At 62.2% G+C, this 16,169-nt stretch carries 13 protein-coding genes, 2 tRNA genes and 1 pseudogene; 13 read left to right on the top strand and 3 right to left on the bottom strand.

Features of this window, described 5'->3' with window-relative positions:
• The first annotated feature begins 3 nt into the window (after nt 1-3).
• The 3 genes from IM738_RS09785 (at nt 4) to rimO (ending at nt 2,243) form a co-directional block, all read left to right on the top strand.
• Nucleotides 4-80 (top strand) — tRNA-Val (locus tag IM738_RS09785).
• A gap of 191 nt (nt 81-271) precedes the next feature.
• Nucleotides 272-814 (top strand): polyhydroxyalkanoate synthesis repressor PhaR, encoded by a 543-nt coding sequence (gene phaR / locus IM738_RS09780; protein WP_236965673.1) that lies wholly within the window; start codon nt 272-274, stop codon nt 812-814.
• 43 nt (nt 815-857) lie between these two features.
• Nucleotides 858-2,243 carry a 30S ribosomal protein S12 methylthiotransferase RimO gene (rimO, locus tag IM738_RS09775; RefSeq protein WP_236965672.1) on the top strand — a complete coding sequence of 462 codons (1,386 nt, stop codon included), beginning with the start codon at nt 858-860 and terminating at the stop codon, nt 2,241-2,243.
• Between the two features lie 80 nt (nt 2,244-2,323).
• Here the strand turns inward: rimO and IM738_RS09770 are convergent.
• Nucleotides 2,324-2,408 (bottom strand) — tRNA-Leu (locus IM738_RS09770).
• A 47-nt stretch (nt 2,409-2,455) separates the two neighbouring features.
• Here IM738_RS09770 and rnr point away from each other — a divergent pair.
• Together rnr and IM738_RS09760 are read left to right on the top strand one after the other, a co-directional pair.
• A complete protein-coding gene (gene rnr, locus IM738_RS09765) occupies nt 2,456-4,726 on the top strand; it encodes a ribonuclease R (protein WP_236965671.1) in 2,271 nt (756 codons plus the stop codon).
• Nucleotides 4,726-5,277, top strand: coding sequence for a YggT family protein (locus IM738_RS09760; protein WP_236965670.1), 552 nt, complete (start codon nt 4,726-4,728; stop codon nt 5,275-5,277). The genes rnr and IM738_RS09760 overlap by 1 nt, the downstream gene beginning before the upstream one ends.
• A 12-nt stretch (nt 5,278-5,289) precedes the next feature.
• Here the strand turns inward: IM738_RS09760 and IM738_RS09755 are convergent, their stop codons facing one another.
• Together IM738_RS09755 and IM738_RS09750 are read right to left on the bottom strand one after the other, a co-directional pair.
• Nucleotides 5,290-6,822, bottom strand: coding sequence for an NAD(P)H-hydrate dehydratase (locus IM738_RS09755; protein ID WP_236965669.1), 1,533 nt, complete (start codon nt 6,820-6,822; stop codon nt 5,290-5,292).
• 293 nt (nt 6,823-7,115) lie between these two features.
• Nucleotides 7,116-8,321, bottom strand: coding sequence for an FAD-dependent oxidoreductase (locus tag IM738_RS09750; RefSeq protein ID WP_236965668.1), 1,206 nt, complete (start codon nt 8,319-8,321; stop codon nt 7,116-7,118).
• Nucleotides 8,322-8,647: 326 nt separating this feature from the next.
• On the opposite strand from IM738_RS09750, the gene rpsB reads away from it, so the two are divergent.
• The 8 genes and pseudogenes from rpsB to rseP all read left to right on the top strand — a co-directional run bounded on the left by rpsB (nt 8,648) and on the right by rseP (nt 16,168).
• Nucleotides 8,648-9,403, top strand: a complete 756-nt coding sequence (rpsB, locus tag IM738_RS09745) for a 30S ribosomal protein S2 (RefSeq protein ID WP_236965667.1) — start codon at nt 8,648-8,650, stop codon at nt 9,401-9,403.
• 115 nt (nt 9,404-9,518) lie between these two features.
• Nucleotides 9,519-10,442 (top strand): translation elongation factor Ts, encoded by a 924-nt coding sequence (gene tsf / locus IM738_RS09740; protein WP_236965666.1) that lies wholly within the window; start codon nt 9,519-9,521, stop codon nt 10,440-10,442.
• Nucleotides 10,443-10,616: 174 nt separating this feature from the next.
• A complete protein-coding gene (gene pyrH / locus IM738_RS09735) occupies nt 10,617-11,327 on the top strand; it encodes a UMP kinase (RefSeq protein ID WP_236965665.1) in 711 nt (236 codons plus the stop codon).
• A gap of 41 nt (nt 11,328-11,368) precedes the next feature.
• Nucleotides 11,369-11,929: a ribosome recycling factor gene (gene frr, locus IM738_RS09730; RefSeq protein ID WP_236965664.1), complete on the top strand. Its 561-nt coding sequence runs from the start codon at nt 11,369-11,371 to the stop codon at nt 11,927-11,929.
• Nucleotides 11,930-11,984: 55 nt separating this feature from the next.
• Nucleotides 11,985-12,717, top strand: a pseudogene (uppS, locus tag IM738_RS09725) (polyprenyl diphosphate synthase).
• Nucleotides 12,710-13,552: a phosphatidate cytidylyltransferase gene (locus tag IM738_RS09720; protein WP_236965663.1), complete on the top strand. Its 843-nt coding sequence runs from the start codon at nt 12,710-12,712 to the stop codon at nt 13,550-13,552. The pseudogene uppS and the gene IM738_RS09720 overlap by 8 nt, the downstream one beginning before the upstream one ends.
• Complete coding sequence (gene ispC / locus IM738_RS09715) at nt 13,549-14,736, top strand: 1-deoxy-D-xylulose-5-phosphate reductoisomerase (RefSeq protein WP_236965662.1); 1,188 nt, start codon at nt 13,549-13,551, stop codon at nt 14,734-14,736. The genes IM738_RS09720 and ispC overlap by 4 nt, the downstream gene beginning before the upstream one ends.
• 67 nt (nt 14,737-14,803) lie before the next feature.
• Nucleotides 14,804-16,168, top strand: coding sequence for an RIP metalloprotease RseP (gene rseP / locus IM738_RS09710; RefSeq protein WP_236965661.1), 1,365 nt, complete (start codon nt 14,804-14,806; stop codon nt 16,166-16,168).
• The last annotated feature ends 1 nt before the right edge of the window (nt 16,169 follow it).

Below are 16,169 nucleotides of genomic sequence, written 5' to 3'. Positions count from 1 at the left end.
TGTAGGCGCGTAGCTCAGCTGGTTAGAGCACCACCTTGACATGGTGGGGGTCGTTGGTTCGAGTCCAATCGCGCCTACCAAACATCTCCGGAAATCAAAGGGCCAGACGTCAGTCAGGCCCTTTTTGCTTTGTGCCGAACACACCGTGTGGGGGTTCTTTTGCCGCACAGGGTAAACCCATGCTCGCCATGCGGGTCTCCGGTTTCTAGAATGTGGCGTAACGTCAGCCCCGACACCGGGTGGTGTCCTGTTCACTCAAGAAAGTCGTGTAGTGCAAAAAAGCAAGGCAGATGCCAATGGACCCCACCCAGACGCCGTGCGGGTCATCAAGAAATACCCCAACCGTCGGCTGTACGACACCGACACTTCCTCGTACATCACGTTGGCTGAGGTCAAAGCATTGGTGATGGACAACGAGCGTTTCGTGGTGCGCGACGCCAAGACGAACGACGACCTCACCCGCAGCATCCTTTTGCAGATCATTCTTGAGGAAGAAACCGCCGGGGTGCCGATCTTCACCGAGCAGGTGTTGGCCAACATCATCCGGTTCTATGGCCATGCCATGCAGGACTTCATGGGAACCTACCTGGAAAGGAACGTCCAGATCTTCATGGACCTGCAGAACAAAATGACCGAGCAGACCAAGGGTGTGAATCCTGATTTGTGGAAGCAGTTCACCAATGTTCAGTCGCCGATGATGCAGGGCATGATGGGCACCTACATGGAGCAGTCCCGAACCGCGTTCACCCAGATGCAGGAGCAGATGCAGAAACACAGCGAACAGATGCTGGCTGCCCTCGGGCTCAAGCGCTGAGGCTGGCAGCGCACCGAGGTCAAGGGTCTGAGACAATCAGACCATGACAGAAACAGCTATTTCCTCGGGTGCTTCCGCGCCCAAAGTGGGTTTTGTGAGCCTCGGCTGCCCCAAGGCGCTCACCGACTCCGAACTCATCCTCACGCAACTCAGCGCTGAGGGTTATCAAACCTCCAAGACTTTCGCAGGCGCCGATCTGGTGATCGTCAACACCTGCGGTTTCATCGACGATGCCGTCAGGGAGAGCCTGGACACCATCGGTGAGGCGTTGGCTGAGAACGGCAAGGTGATCGTCACCGGGTGTCTGGGGGCGCGTGAAGGCGCAGGCGGCGGCAACATGGTGCGGGAGATGCACCCCAGCGTTCTTGCAGTGACAGGACCGCATGCGACCCATGAAGTGATGGAGGCGGTGCACCAGCACCTGCCCAAGCCGCATGACCCGTTCGTGGATCTGGTGCCTGCGCAAGGCATCAAGTTGACGCCTCGTCACTACGCCTATCTCAAAATCAGCGAGGGTTGCAACCACCGCTGCACCTTCTGCATCATCCCATCGATGCGCGGTGATCTGGTGAGTCGCCCCATCGGCGATGTGCTCACGGAGGCAAGGAAGCTGTTTGAATCGGGCGTGAAAGAGTTGCTCGTGGTGAGCCAAGACACGTCTGCCTATGGTGTGGACATGCAGTACCGCACGGGCTTTTGGGATGGCAAGCCAGTGAAGACCCGCATGTTCGATCTTGTGCGGACCCTGGGTGAACTGGCCAAGGGGTTTGGTGCCTGGGTGCGCTTGCACTATGTGTACCCCTACCCGCACGTGGACGACGTCATTCCGTTGATGGCAGAAGGCTTGTGCTTGCCCTATCTCGACGTGCCGCTGCAGCACAGCCACCCTGACGTGCTCAAGCGCATGAAGCGCCCTGCCAGCGGCGAAAAGAACCTGGAGCGCATTGCCCGTTGGCGTGAGCTGTGTCCCGAGATCGTGGTGCGCAGTACCTTCATCGCCGGCTTCCCCGGCGAAACCGAGACCGAGTTCCAGCACCTCCTGGATTTCGTGCGGGAGGCTCGCATCGATCGAGCGGGTTGTTTTGCTTACTCGCCGGTGAATGGCGCGGCGGCGAATGCGTTGCCCGATGCGGTTCCCGATGCGGTGCGCGAGGAGCGCCGCGCGCGTTTCATGGCCGTGGCCGAAGCGGTGTCATCCGAAAAATTGCGCGAGCGGGTGGGCGCCACCATGCAGGTGCTGGTGGATTCAGCGCCGGGCATGGGCAAGAAGGGGGGTGTGGGCCGGAGCTACGCCGACGCGCCGGAGATTGATGGCGTCGTTCGACTGCTGCCGCCAGAGAAAATCAGCAAGACACTGAAAGTGGGAGAGTTCACGAAGGCTCGCATCGTTGCGGCCGAAGGACACGACCTGCTGGCGGTGCCTTTTTGATGGCGGTCATTGACCGCCATTTTCCCGAAAGGGAAAACAAAAAAGGGGTTGCAAACATCGTGTTTGCAACCCCTTATGATTGGTGCCCAGGAGAGGACTCGAACCTCCACGCCTCTCAGCGCTAGTACCTGAAACTAGTGCGTCTACCAATTCCGCCACCTGGGCATTTCAGGAAAAACGCTAGTATAGCACGATAAAAAAGAACCTCAAAAGTGAACGAAAAAAACAATCTGTTGGCCGAGTTTGAAGGCGTCGTGTCCGGTCATCGCGACGGACATGGTTTTGTGGTCCGCGACGACGGGCAGGCTGATATCTATCTGCCTTCCAACGAAATGCGGGCGGTGTTGCACAAGGACCGCGTCAAGGCACGGATCGTGCGCACGGACCGGAAAGGCCGTCCGGAAGGACGGGTGACTGAAATCATCGAACGTTCCAGCTCGCCCATCATCGGGCGACTGCTGCAGGAAAGCGGTGTGTGGCTCGTTGCCCCGGAGGACAAGCGCTATGGCCAGGATGTTCTGATTCCAAAGGGCGCCACGGGCTCCGCCAAGCCTGGTCAGGTCGTGGTGGTCGAACTCACCGAACCTCCAGCACTCTACGGGCAGCCAGTGGGGCGTGTGAAGGAAGTGCTTGGCGAAATCGACGATCCTGGCATGGAAATCGAAATTGCCGTGCGCAAGTACGACGTGCCTCATCAGTTCTCCGAGGCGACACTGGCCCAGGCACGAGGTCTTCCCGACCATGTGCGCTCGGCAGACCACAAAAACCGTGTCGACCTGCGCGACGTGCCGCTTGTCACCATCGATGGCGAAGATGCGCGCGACTTCGATGACGCCGTGTATTGCGAACCAGCCAAGGTGGGACGCGCCAAGGGCTGGCGATTGCTCGTGGCCATTGCAGATGTGAGCCACTACGTGCAAACGGGTTCGGCCATCGATGTGGATGCCTATGATCGCGCCACGTCGGTTTACTTTCCGCGTCGTGTGATCCCGATGCTGCCGGAAAAACTGTCCAACGGCCTTTGCTCCCTCAACCCCGGCGTGGAGCGCCTGTGCATGGTCTGCGACATGCTGGTCAACGCGAAGGGCGAGGTGCACGCCTACCAGTTCTACCCGGCGGTCATGTTCAGCCACGCTCGTTTCACCTACACCGAGGTGGCGGCGATTCTTCAGAACACGCGTGGACCAGAAGCGGCGCTGCGCAAGCCCTTGGTGCCGTATCTCCTGAATCTGCACGATGTTTACCGTGCCCTGCTGACTGCGCGCAATGCACGCGGAGCGGTGGACTTTGAAACCACCGAAACGCAGATCGTTTGCGACGAATCGGGTCGGATCGAAAAGATCGTGCCCCGCACCCGCAACGATGCACACAAGCTGATCGAGGAGGCGATGCTGGCGGCCAACGTCTGTTCGGCCGATTTCATCAGCCAGGGCAAACACGTGGGGCTGTTCCGGGTGCACGAGGGCCCGACCCCAGAGAAGCAGGACATTCTGCGCAACTACCTCAAAGCCATGGGGGTGCCGCAAACCATCAGCGACAACCCGCAGCCCTCAGAGTTCCAGCAGATCGCGGCGGCAACCAAAGACAGGCCTGAAGCCCAGCAAATCCACATGATGCTGTTGCGCTCCATGCAGCAGGCCATCTACACCCCCATGAACCAGGGCCACTTTGGTTTGGCGTTCGAGGCTTACACCCACTTCACCAGCCCGATCCGGCGCTACCCGGATCTGCTGGTTCACCGCGTCATCAAGGCCATCCTCAACAAGCAGCGGTACCAGTTGCCCGTCTTGCCCACACCGGGGGAAGCGCACGCCAAGTTGAGCAAGCGCCTGGCCAGTCGCGTGAAGCCACCCGTTGCGGGTGAACAGGTCAAAAAGCCGTCTGCCGACACCTTGGCCTGGCAAGCCGCTGGGTTGCATTGCAGCGCCAATGAGCGGCGGGCTGACGAAGCCAGTCGCGACGTGGAAGCCTGGCTCAAGTGCAAGTACATGCGCGAGCACCTGGGCGAGGAGTTCAGCGGGGTTGTGAGCTCGGTCACGAGCTTTGGGTTGTTCGTCACGCTGGATGCCATGTATGTTGAAGGGCTGGTTCACATCACTGAGTTGGGCGGTGAGTATTTCCGCTTCGATGAAGCCCGACAGGAGCTGCGCGGGGAGCGCACCGGCATTCGCTATGCGTTGGGGACCCGCGTCCAGGTGCAAGTGAGCCGTGTGGACCTGGATGGCCGGCGCATCGATTTCCGCTTGGTGTCGGGTGAAGACGATCTGGTTCTCCGCGCCATGCGTGACAAGACGGGTGGCGCTGCCGAGGTGGAGGAGGGCACACCTCGCAGTGCCCACTCCAAACAGCAGACCAAGAAGCCGGGCAAGGCGCCGTCCTCGCCGGCCGCAGGCAAGAGCCCCTCGGGACGTTCTTCGAGCCGGAATGAAGCTCGGAGCAGCGCACGGCAACCCTCAGGCAAATCTCGCAAGGGGCGTCGCTGATGAGGGTGCTTTTTTTTCTGCTGGAAACCCTGTTCTTCTTTTTGGTCGGAGCCGCTCTTCTGAGGGCCTGGATGAATCAGCTTCGCGTCAACATGTCCGCGCAGCCAGGTCGTTTTGTAATGGCATTGACCCATTGGCTGGTGGCACCTGTTCGGCGGTTCCTGCCCAAGGCGATGGTGCACAGCCGGATCGACTGGGGCAGTCTCGTGGCGGCACTGTTGCTGGCGCTGGCTTATGGGGGGGTGTGGGTGGTGCTGGTGACTGCTGTGTCACCTACAGATGGTTCGGCGGTGGCGCCTCTGCTCGCGATCCCGTCGTTGGCGTTCAAGCTGTTGCTGCGCGTGCTGCTTCAGGGTCTGATGGTGCTTTTGCTCATCTTCGCCGTGCTGTCATGGGTGCAGCCAGCCTCTCCGGTGCTGACGACGCTGGACCGCTTGTGTGGCCCGCTCCTCAAGCCGATCCGCCGCGTCCTGCCCCTGGTCGGCGGCGTCGACCTGTCTGTGATGGTGCTGATTGTTCTGTTGCAGATCGGCCTGATCATGCTTGGCTGATTTCTACTGCTCTCAGCGCAGGTGCCGTGTTTTCAGCGCGAGGCGTCCTGCGGTGAGTTCACCCATGCGCTCGCGGTCCCAGCGATCGGCCAATTGACCATGCTGGGCCACAGCGGTTGCAACCGCTTGAAAAGCAGACCTGGGCGGCACGGCCAGCGCGGCACCCACCATGCCTGCGAGAACATCGCCTGTGCCTGCCGTGGCCAGCAGCGGATTGCCACTGGCGTTGATGACGGGTGTCTGCTCCGGTCCGGTGATCACGCTGCCCGAGCCCTTGAGCACACATATGGCTCCGAGTTGTTTGGTCAAGGCTTGCGCGGCAGCCAGGCGGTCTGACATCACGGTGCCGGTGCTCTGACCGAGCAGCCTGGCGGCTTCCAGTGGGTGGGGGGTGAGCACGGTCACCCACCCGCGCAGAGCGCGCTGCCTGGTGAGTGTCTGCAGCAGCGCATCTTGCGCAATGGCGTTCAGCGCATCGGCATCCAACACCAGCGTGGGGCACGTTGACAAAAGCTGCGGCAGTCGGACCACCACGGCAGATCCACCTCCGCAGCCGCACACCACGCCTGCGTTCTGCAGCAGGCGGTGATCCTGAAGCAGCGTGTCGATCTCTCGAAACATGAGTTCAGGGCATTGAGGATCCCAGTGCACGGAGGGCTCTGCGCCATTCAGCAGGCCCACATACACCCGCCCTGAGCCCGCATGCAGGGCGGCACGAGCGGCCAGAATGGCGGCACCGGTCATGCCGGCGCCGGTGATGGCGACGCCCTGACCACCGACCACCACCACGTCACCTTGACTGCCTTTGTGGGCCGCCTGCGCGCGCTGAGGCGATGTGGTCAGTACGCACTGCAGCATGGCAACCGGGGCGACCTGGTCCAGGGGTGTGGCGCCCAGGTCGTCGAACCACACGGTGCCTGCCATGTCCCTTCCGTCGGCCGTGAAGAGTCCGGGTTTGAGAGTCAACAGAGACAATGTGTGGCGTGGACCTGGCCCGATCTTGGGCGCAGGACCGAAGTAGACGCCGGTGTCAGCCAGCAGGCCGCTGGGCAGGTCCACGCTGAGCACAGTGGCACTGCCGCTGTGCATGGTCTGCAGTTGCTCGGCCAGGCGGCCTTCGGGGGGGCGTTGTGCGCCCAGTCCGAGCAGGGCGTCGATCGCGCAATCGAACACACGAGGGGGGCGCGGGGCGATCACAACGCCGGTTTCCAGTGCCCTGTCAAGCGCGCGCGCTGCGTCGGGCGGCAGCCGGGCCATGTCGCCGCATAGCGTGACGGTCACGTGAAGATGGCCACCGTTTCGACGGGAGTGGCCCAGCAGGTGCCTTGCCGCCACCAAACCGTCGCCGCCGTTGTTGCCGGGTCCACAGGCGACCCAGATGTGCCGACTGTGGGGCGCAACCGCCAGCGCGAGACGCGCGACGGCCAGCCCGGCCCGGTCCATGAGTTCAAAAGGCAGAAGCTTGGAAGCCAAGGCGCGCTCGATCGCTCGCGTGCCCTCCACGTCATAAAGTTGCTCTGAGCCCGATGTGCCGATCCGTTTCATGGGTTGTTCAGCCGGGTGTCGCGATCACCACAGTGTGCGGACGGTGCGGCAGCGGGCGCAGCCCGCGCCTTGAAGGGGTCGAGCAGCTTTCCGCTAGCGAAACAGAACATGCCCATGGTGGCGCTTTTGGTTGGGAAGGTGGGACCGCAGAGAGATACCTGCATGCTGTTGGGATCCTCGTCAAAAAATGACCTTCAAGCGCTGGCGCATGACTGCATGGGGGTGCGCGCCGCAACGGGAACTGCGTCTGTCCGCATTTCATCACGGAGTGGTGCCGACGCCGCCGATGTTCTTCAGCGATCGAATCGCCCAGGGTTGTATGACGCCAGATCCACAGCGGGCGACAGGCCTGCCACCTGGTCTGCGATCGTGCGCGCGCTGCCGCACGCCATGGCCCATCCGTGCATGCCGTGTCCCAGGTTGAGCCAAACGCCGGGCAATCCAGCATGGCCCAACAGAGGCAGGCCATCGGGTGTGATCGACACGGTGCTGGACCATTCCTGTACGTTCGCAGCACCCCCCAAGCGGATGGCGCCGGGAAACCAGTCGTTCAACACCGCGTACAGTTTTTTGATTTCTTTCGGCGACTTCTCGGTGGCATGGTCGTAATGCCCCGTGCTCGACACCCTGACCCTCTGGCCCATGCGGGCCATGGTGACTTGGAGGCGATGGTCGTGCACAACCGACAGTGGAGCGTCGAGGGGTTCGCGCACTGCGGCGCTGAGAGAATGGCCTCGCAGGGCGTGGAGCGGGACGCGAAGCCCCAGCGGACGCAGCAGTTCGGCGCTGGCGGTGCCGGCACACACCACCACCCCGTCAAATCGGTGGGCGTTGTGGGCCGGCCCCGTGGCCAGAACCTGGACGCCGTTGCCAATCTCCAGGCCCTGCACCGCCGTGTCGAACTCAAACTGGCAGCCTCGCTGTTGAGCCATGGCCCGCATTTGCAACGTGAACTGCCGGCAATTGGCCGACCACGCATCAGGAAGCAGCAACGCGCTGTGCAGGGCTGTTTCTGCGTTGAGGGCCGACTCCAGATCCCGCGCCTGGGCGGCCTCCAAAAGGGCACATTCGCCACCCATTTCACGAATCTCCGCTTGCATGGACTGGGCCAGGACGGCCTCTCGTTCGCTGCGCCAGAGGACCAGCAAGCCCTGATGGCTGTCCAGGGTCAACTGATGTTGCTCGGTGAGCGCGATCAAACGTTCGGAGCTGTATCGCGCCAGGTGGAGCAGACCCGGTGCGGGGTTGGCATGTCGAGGTGCCTTGCCTGCGCGAACCGACCGCCATAAGGCGCGAAAACCCGTGGCCTGATCCGAACGCCATGCCGCCGCCGCCTGGGCGGCGATCCATTCCGGGGCAATCAAGCCACCATTGGCGAAGCTGGCGCCCTCGGCCGCCGTGTTGTGGCGCTCAAACACCGTGACCTCATGTCCGTCTTCGGTCAGTTCATAGGCCGTGGTCACACCCACCACGCCTGCCCCGATCACTGCCAGTCGCAAGGCATCGCTCCAGTTGAAGGGTTCAAGGACTCTGGCAGACGCACGGTCGATCGTTCTTGTGGCGGGAGTGCTGGCATGGATGGGGCAAAAAGAGAGTTTGGCTTGCTGAAAAGCCGTTTGGAGTGCAGGCGCTTGGTTGTGGCCCGGGCTGCTATAATTGACTGGCTTTGCGGGCGATGGGCGGAACGCTTGTTCCGATCTCCCTCTGCAGAGTCAATCTCAAACCAGCCCAACCAGGTGTTGTTTTGTCGAGCTAGGCCCGAAATGTGGCTTGGTTTGCAAGCAATCGGGGCTGGATTTTAGTCTCAACCTCTGGAATCTTTCTCATGTCTATCTCCATGCGCGAAATGCTGGAAGCCGGTGTCCATTTTGGTCACCAAACCCGCTTCTGGAACCCCAAGATGGCCCCGTACATCTTCGGTCACCGCAACAAAATTCACATCGTCAACCTCGAAAAGACGCTGCCCCTGTTTGAGGAGGCTGCCAAATTCGTGAAGCAGTTGTCCGCCAATCGCGGCACGATCCTGATGGTGGGCACCAAGCGCCAGTCGCGCGACATCGTGGCCCAGGAAGCCCGCCGTGCTGGCGTGCCGTTCGTTGATCAGCGTTGGCTCGGCGGCATGCTGACCAACTTCAAGACCGTCAAGACCTCGATCAAGCGTCTGAAAGACATGCAGGCCCAGAAAGAAGCCGGTCTGGACAGCATGACCAAGAAAGAGCAGCTGATGTTTGCTCGCGAAATGGAAAAGCTGGAGAAGGATATTGGTGGCATTCAGGACATGGCTGCACTGCCCGATGCTATCTTTGTGATCGACGTGGGTTTCCACAAGATCGCCATCCTCGAGGCCCAGAAGCTGGGCATCCCACTGGTTGGTGTGGTCGATACCAATCACTCGCCCATTGGCATCGATTACGTGATTCCTGGTAACGACGACTCGGCCCGTGCCGTGGCGCTGTACGCCCGTGGCATCGCTGACGCGATCATCGAAGGCCGTTCCAATGCGGTGAACGATGTCGTCAGGGCTGTGGCTGCCGAAGGCGGCGACGAGTTCGTTGAGGTCAAGGAAGACGCGGCTGCCTGAGCCTCGCCGCTGAGCGAAAGAGGGGCTCCAGTAGCCCCTTTTTCACAAGCGAAACCGATCAATCGATGAGTCCGTGTCCCCGTTGTGGGTTCGATGCGGCCAATGGAGAACTGAAATGGCAATTACCGCAAGCATGGTTGGTGAACTGCGCGCAAAGACTGACGCGCCGATGATGGAGTGCAAAAAGGCGCTGACCGAAGCCGATGGCGACATGGCCAAGGCCGAAGAGTTGTTGCGCGTCAAGCTCGGCACCAAGGCTGGCAAGGCCGCCAGCCGCGTGACGGCCGAAGGCGTGGTCGCGAGCTACCTCAGTGGCAATACCGGTGCGCTGATTGAAGTCAACTGCGAAACCGACTTCGTGACCAAGAACGACAGTTTCCTGGCGCTGGCCAATGCCGCTGCCAAGCTGGTGGCCGAGCACAACCCCGCCGACGTTGCGGCGCTGGGAGGCCTGTCCTACAGTCAGGACAACTTCGGCCCCACGCTGGAAGACGTGCGCAAGGGTTTGATTGGCAAGATCGGCGAAAACATGAGTTTCCGCCGCTTCAAACGCTATGCCGACGGTGCTTCACTGGTGAGCTACCTGCACGGCACGCGCATTGGCGTGGTGGTGGAGTTTGAAGGCGATGCCGTGGCGTCCAAGGATGTGGCAATGCACGTGGCCGCCATGAAGCCGGTGGCGCTGACCAGCGCCGATGTGCCGGCCGAGTTCATCGAGCGGGAGCGGTCCGTGGCCACGGCCAAGGCGGACGAAGCCAACAAGGAACTGGTGGCGGCTGGCAAGCCAGCGCAAAGCGCCGAGATCGTTGCCAAGCGCATCGACGGTGCGGTGCAGAAGTACCTGAAGGAGGTCTCGCTGTTTGACCAGGTGTTTGTGAAAGCCGCTGACGGCAAACAGACCGTGGGTGCGATGCTCAAAGCCACCGGCACCACCGTCAAATCGTTCACCATGTACGTGGTGGGCGAGGGCATCGAGAAGAAGGTTGACGACTTTGCGGCAGAAGTGGCAGCGCAGGTCGCTGCGGCCAAGGGCGCATAACGGCACCCGATTGGCGGTTCGTTCGCCGATCCAGACAACGGGCCGCAAGGCCCGTTGTCGTATGTGAAACCTGGCTTTTGCGGACGGCAGGTGTTTTGAGTGCGGGATCGCCCGCCGCTCCTCGGTACACTTGCCGGTCGGGTCCAGATCGAGTTGATATTAGGGAAATCTTCCATGCCAGCCTACAAACGCATCCTGCTGAAACTGTCCGGTGAGGCCCTCATGGGGGACGACGCCTTCGGCATCAACCGTGCCACCATCGCGCGCATGGTGGAGGAGATTGCCGAGGTCACCCGCCTGGGTGTGCAGGTGGCGATCGTGATTGGTGGTGGAAACATCTTTCGCGGCGTCGCTGGTGGATCGGTGGGCATGGACCGCGCGACCGCAGATTACATGGGCATGCTGGCCACGGTGATGAACGCGTTGGCGTTGGCCGACACCATGGACAAGGCGGGCCTGGTGGCCCGTGTGATGTCGGCCATTGCCATCGAGCAGGTGGTCGAGCCTTATGTGCGCCCCAAAGCCCTGCAGTACCTGGAAGAGGGCAAGGTCGTGGTCTTCGCCGCAGGCACGGGCAATCCGTTTTTCACCACCGACACGGCCGCAGCGCTGCGCGGCGCCGAAATCGGTGCTGAAATTGTGCTCAAGGCCACCAAGGTCGACGGGGTGTACAGCGCTGACCCGAACAAGGACCCGAAGGCCACTCGCTATGCCACGTTGACCTTCGACGAGGCCATGGCCAAGAATCTGCAGGTGATGGACGCCACGGCGTTTGCGCTGTGCCGCGACCAGAAGCTGCCCGTCAAGGTGTTTTCGATTTTCAAGCCGGGCGCGCTGCGCAACGTGGTGCTGGGTGGCGACGAGGGCACCCTGGTCCACGTTTGACACCCCAGGAACACCCCCATCAGTCGCATTGAGGAGCATTCATGAGCACGACCGAGATTCGCAACACCGCAGAGCACAAAATGCAGCAATCGGTGGAGTCCTTCAAGAACAACCTGACCAAAGTCCGTACCGGTCGCCCCAACCCCCAGTTGCTCGACACGGTGCACGTGGACTACTACGGTTCCATGGTCCCGTTGTCGCAGGTAGCCAACCTGACGTTGCTGGATGCCCGCACGATTGGCGTGGCGCCGTGGGAAAAGGGCATGGGCGCGAAAATCGAAAAGGCCATCCGCGAGTCTGATCTGGGCTTGAACCCTGCGAGCCAGGGTGATCTGATCCGCGTGCCCATGCCGCCCATGACCGAGGAGCGCCGCAAGGAGCTGACCAAGGTCGTTCGAGGCGAAGGTGAAGCCGCCAAGATCGCCATCCGGAATCTGCGTCGCGATGCCAACGAACACGTCAAAAGACTGGTGAAGGACAAACTGGCATCGGAAGACGATGAGCGCCGCTCGGTGGACGAGATCCAGAAGCTCACCGATCGCGTCATTGGCGAGGTGGATCGGCTGGTGGCGGCCAAAGAGCAAGACATCATGGCCGTTTGATGCGTGGCCATTTGGCATCGCTTTGCTCCATGAACTGCATCCCCTGTCTGTGCTGATGGCCCACACCCCGCCGCCCGCCTCCTGTGTCCCTCGCCACGTGGCCATCGTGATGGATGGCAATGGACGCTGGGCGCAAAAGCGCCACCTACCCCGCGTGGCGGGACACAAACAAGGTGTGGACGCGCTGCGGCGCACCGTGCGAGCTTGCCTGGAGCGCAATGTCCAGGTGCTGACCGTGTTTGCCTTCTCGTCGGAAAACTGGAGCCGTCCGGAAGACGAGGTGTCCGGTCTGATGAGCCTGCTGCTGATGGCCTTGTCCAGGGAAGTGCCCAAGCTCGGCAAAAACGGCGTTCAACTCCATTTCCCAGGTGAAGCGGGTGGCCTGTCGCCACGTGTTTTGCAGGGCTTGCAAAAAGCCGAGCAAACCACGGCGCACAATCAGAAAATGGTGCTCAACGTCTGTTTCAACTACGGCGGGCGCTGGGACATTGCGCAGGCTGCGCGTCGACTGGTCGAGCAGGGCAAAGAAGTCACCGAGGCTGGGCTGTGCGAGACCACAGCGCTGGCCCACGTGGGGGATCCCGATTTGCTGATTCGCACGGGGGGGGGAGATGCGAATCAGCAACTTCCTGCTGTGGCAGTGTGCGTACACCGAGCTGTTTTTCACCCCCTGTCTCTGGCCCGATTTTGATGCCGCCGAATTGGACCGGGCGTTTGCCGATTTTGCGGGACGCGAGAGGCGCTTTGGCCTGACGTCCGAACAATTGGTGGCGCCATCCCATGCTTAAGCAGCGGATCGTCACGGCGTTGCTGCTGCTGGCGGTGCTGCTGCCTGCGATGTTTTACCCCTCAATGGAGCCCTTCACCGCGCTGTCGGCGCTGGTGATGGGGGCGGCAGGTTGGGAGTGGGCACGGCTCAATGGGTGCAGCGAATGGAGCGCCAGGCTGCTGGGCGGCACGCTGGGGTTGGCCGTGTGTTTTTTCTGGTGGTGGGGAGGTCTGGAGCGGTCGTGGCCTGAGGTCTGGTGGGCGGCGTCGGCAGCTTGGCTGGTGTTGTCTGTGGTGATGTTGCGCCGGGGTGTGGCGGGGTGGTTGTCATGGCCTGCCTGGTCGCGCTTGGCCGGCGGACTGGTGCTGCTGGCGTGTGCCTGGCTGGCACTGGTGCAGGCCCGCATCGTGGGCCTGGGGTTTCTGCTGTCGGTGTTGACCCTTGTGTGGGCCGCCGATATCGCCGCCTACGCGGGTGGACGGGCCTTCGGCCGGCGCAAGCTGGCGCCCACCCTGAGTCCCGGCAAAAGCTGGGAAGGTGTGTTCAGCGGCGTGTTGGGTGTGTGCCTGTTGGGCTGGTTCTGGATCTGGTTTGACCAACGGTTTCCGGCCGCGGCGCCCAGCCTGTTCGCCCAGCTGTGGACCGCCAGCCCTGTTTGGGCGGTTGTTGTGTTTGTTGTTCTGGCGGGCACCAGTGTGGTTGGGGACTTGCTGGAGTCGCTGGTCAAACGTGGGGCCGGCATGAAAGACTCCAGCCAGTTGCTGCCCGGGCACGGAGGCGTGTTGGACCGAGTGGATGCCTTGCTGCCGGTGTTGCCGGTGGCCATGTTGATCACGAGTACGCTGAAACCATGAGTTCGTCCCTGCAAAACGTCACCATCCTGGGTTCCACGGGCTCCATCGGCACGAGCACGCTCGACGTGTTGTCTCGTCACCCGGAACGGTTCAGGGTGTTCGCGCTCACGGCCGCGACCCAGGTCGACTTGTTGCTGTCCCAGTGCCGCCTCCATTCGCCCCGGTTCGCCGTGATGTCCAGCCCCATGCATGCCCGGCAGCTCGCTGACCGGGTGAAAGATCTGGGTCTGTCGGTTCAGGTGTTGTCTGGCGCCCATGCCTTGTGCGAGGTGAGCGCCGATCCGGAAGTTGACACGGTCATGGCCGCCATCGTGGGTGCTGCGGGGCTGGCTCCGAGTCTGGCCGCGGCCCGCGCGGGCAAGAAGCTGTTGCTCGCCAATAAGGAAGCCCTGGTGGTCGGAGGCGAGATGTTCATGCGCGCGGTGCGCGACGGTGGCGGCACCTTGCTGCCCATCGACAGCGAGCACTCGGCCATCTTCCAGTCGTTGCCTGAAGACGCGTCAAGCTGGACGCGCCGTGTGGACAAGATCGTGTTGACCGCATCGGGTGGGCCCTTCCGTCAACGTGACCCGGCCACGCTCGCCGAGATCACACCGGAGCAGGCCTGCGCCCACCCCAACTGGGTCATGGGGCGAAAGATCTCGGTGGACTCGGCCACCATGATGAACAAGGCGCTGGAGGTCATTGAGGCGCACCACCTGTTCGGTCTGGAACCCTCCCGAATCGAGGTGGTGATTCACCCCCAGAGCGTGATCCACTCCATGGTGCAGTACCACGACCGCTCCGTGGTGGCCCAGCTGGGGACGCCCGACATGCGTGTGCCGATCGCATACGGCCTTTCGTGGCCGGAGCGGATGGCATCTGGCGCGGCCGCGCTCGATTTTTCGACCTTGGGTGCGTTGACCTTTGAGGTGCCGGACGAGCGGCGCTTCCCTGGGTTGCGTCTGGCCTGGGATGCGCTGGCCGCAACGGCAGGCACCACGGCCGTGCTCAACGCGGCCAACGAGGTGGCCGTGGAGGCATTTCTGTCACGCCGTTTGAGGTTTGACCAGATTCATGCGGTCAATCACGCAACTTTGGGCGCCCTGAGCCCCTCCAAGTCCGATGACCTGGACGCCTTGCTGGCCATCGATGCCGAAGCCCGGGCGATGGCAGCATCTTGTGTGGCGCGCTACACCGTTTGAGTCGCAGGTGACCCCTGAGCCGTGACTTCTCCGCCGGGCGCGGTGGAGGCCTTTCGAAAGATTCAAGATGATGACCCTGATTGCCTTTGTGGTGGCCCTGGGCCTGTTGATCGCTGTGCACGAGTACGGTCACTACAGGGTGGCGGTGGCTTGTGGTGTCAAGGTGCTGCGCTATTCCGTGGGGTTCGGCAAGCCCTTGGTTCGCTGGCAACGGCCAGGCAACCCCACGGAGTTTGTGCTGTGCATGCTGCCGCTCGGGGGCTACGTGCGCATGCTGGACGAGCGTGAAGCCCCTGTGGACGCGGCAGAGCGCCACCTCGCGTTCAATACCCAGCCCCTGCGTTCCCGAGCGGCGATCGTGGCGGCAGGGCCACTGGCCAACCTGCTGCTGGCGGTCGTTTTGTACACGGCGGTGAACTGGATGGGTGTCGAAGAGCCCAAGCCCGTTCTGGCGGGTCCCGTGGCGGGCTCTCTGGCCGAGAAGGCGGGCCTGTTGGGGGGCGAGTGGGTGGCTGAGACGGCGTCTGGCGATGATGAAGCGTCGCCGGTCGGCTCTTTCGAGGATCTGCGCTGGCGCTTGACCCAGTCGGCGCTGTCGGGCATGGACATGCGACTATGGGTGGCGCGGGAAGAGGGCGCTCCCACCCGCATGTTGATCTTGCCTTTGAGTGGCCTGACAGTGCGCGAGGCCGACGCCAGCCTGTTTCAACGCATCGGCATCACCGCCCCCTGGACCGCTCCAGTGATGGGTGAGGTGATGCCGGGAGGGGCGGCCGAAGCGGCGGGGCTGAAAGCCGGAGATCACGTGTTGCGGGTGAACGGCCGGCCTGTGGCTGACGGGCAGTCGCTGCGCATGTCGATCCGTCAGTCGGTGGGTGCGCAGGGGAATGCCTCGACACAACAATGGGATGTTTCACGCGCAGGTCAGGCCTTGAAGCTGAATGTGCAGCCGCGCCTGGAGCAGGTCGAGGGTGTCTGGATCGGCCGCATTGGAGCCTATGTGGGGTCCGCGCCGGCCATGACCACGGTGCGACATGGTGTGGTGGACGGCCTCTGGCTGGGCGTGGTCCGCACCTGGGAGGTGTCCTGGCTCACCCTCAAGATGATGGGCCGAATGGTCATCGGCGAAGCCTCGCTCAAGAACCTGAGCGGGCCACTCACCATTGCGGATTACGCAGGCAAGTCGGCCAGCATCGGGTTGACGTCATACTTGGTGTTTCTGGCCCTGATCAGCGTGAGTCTCGGCGTATTGAACTTGCTGCCGCTGCCAGTGCTCGATGGGGGGCACCTGATGTATTATCTTTGGGAGGGTGTCACTGGTCGAAGCGTCTCGGACGTCTGGCTGGAGCGGCTGCAGCGCGGGGGTGTGGCGGTGCTGTTGGCACTCATGTCCGTCGCCCTGTTCAACGATATCACCCGCTTGGTGGGCTGAA

The organism is Hydrogenophaga sp. SL48 (assembly GCF_021729865.1).
GTDB lineage: Bacteria > Pseudomonadota > Gammaproteobacteria > Burkholderiales > Burkholderiaceae_C > Hydrogenophaga.
This window is presented reverse-complemented; position numbering and strand designations above follow the sequence as displayed.

Coding starts and splice junctions, on each gene's coding strand:
- rimO (WP_236965672.1), top strand. CDS start 858: ATGACAGAAACAGCTATTTCCTCGGGTGCTTCCGCGCCCAAAGTGGGT.
- IM738_RS09760 (WP_236965670.1), top strand. CDS start 4,726: ATGAGGGTGCTTTTTTTTCTGCTGGAAACCCTGTTCTTCTTTTTGGTC.
- IM738_RS09755 (WP_236965669.1), bottom strand. CDS start 6,822: ATGAAACGGATCGGCACATCGGGCTCAGAGCAACTTTATGACGTGGAG.
- rpsB (WP_236965667.1), top strand. CDS start 8,648: ATGTCTATCTCCATGCGCGAAATGCTGGAAGCCGGTGTCCATTTTGGT.
- tsf (WP_236965666.1), top strand. CDS start 9,519: ATGGCAATTACCGCAAGCATGGTTGGTGAACTGCGCGCAAAGACTGAC.
- pyrH (WP_236965665.1), top strand. CDS start 10,617: ATGCCAGCCTACAAACGCATCCTGCTGAAACTGTCCGGTGAGGCCCTC.
- frr (WP_236965664.1), top strand. CDS start 11,369: ATGAGCACGACCGAGATTCGCAACACCGCAGAGCACAAAATGCAGCAA.
- IM738_RS09720 (WP_236965663.1), top strand. CDS start 12,710: ATGCTTAAGCAGCGGATCGTCACGGCGTTGCTGCTGCTGGCGGTGCTG.
- ispC (WP_236965662.1), top strand. CDS start 13,549: ATGAGTTCGTCCCTGCAAAACGTCACCATCCTGGGTTCCACGGGCTCC.
- rseP (WP_236965661.1), top strand. CDS start 14,804: ATGATGACCCTGATTGCCTTTGTGGTGGCCCTGGGCCTGTTGATCGCT.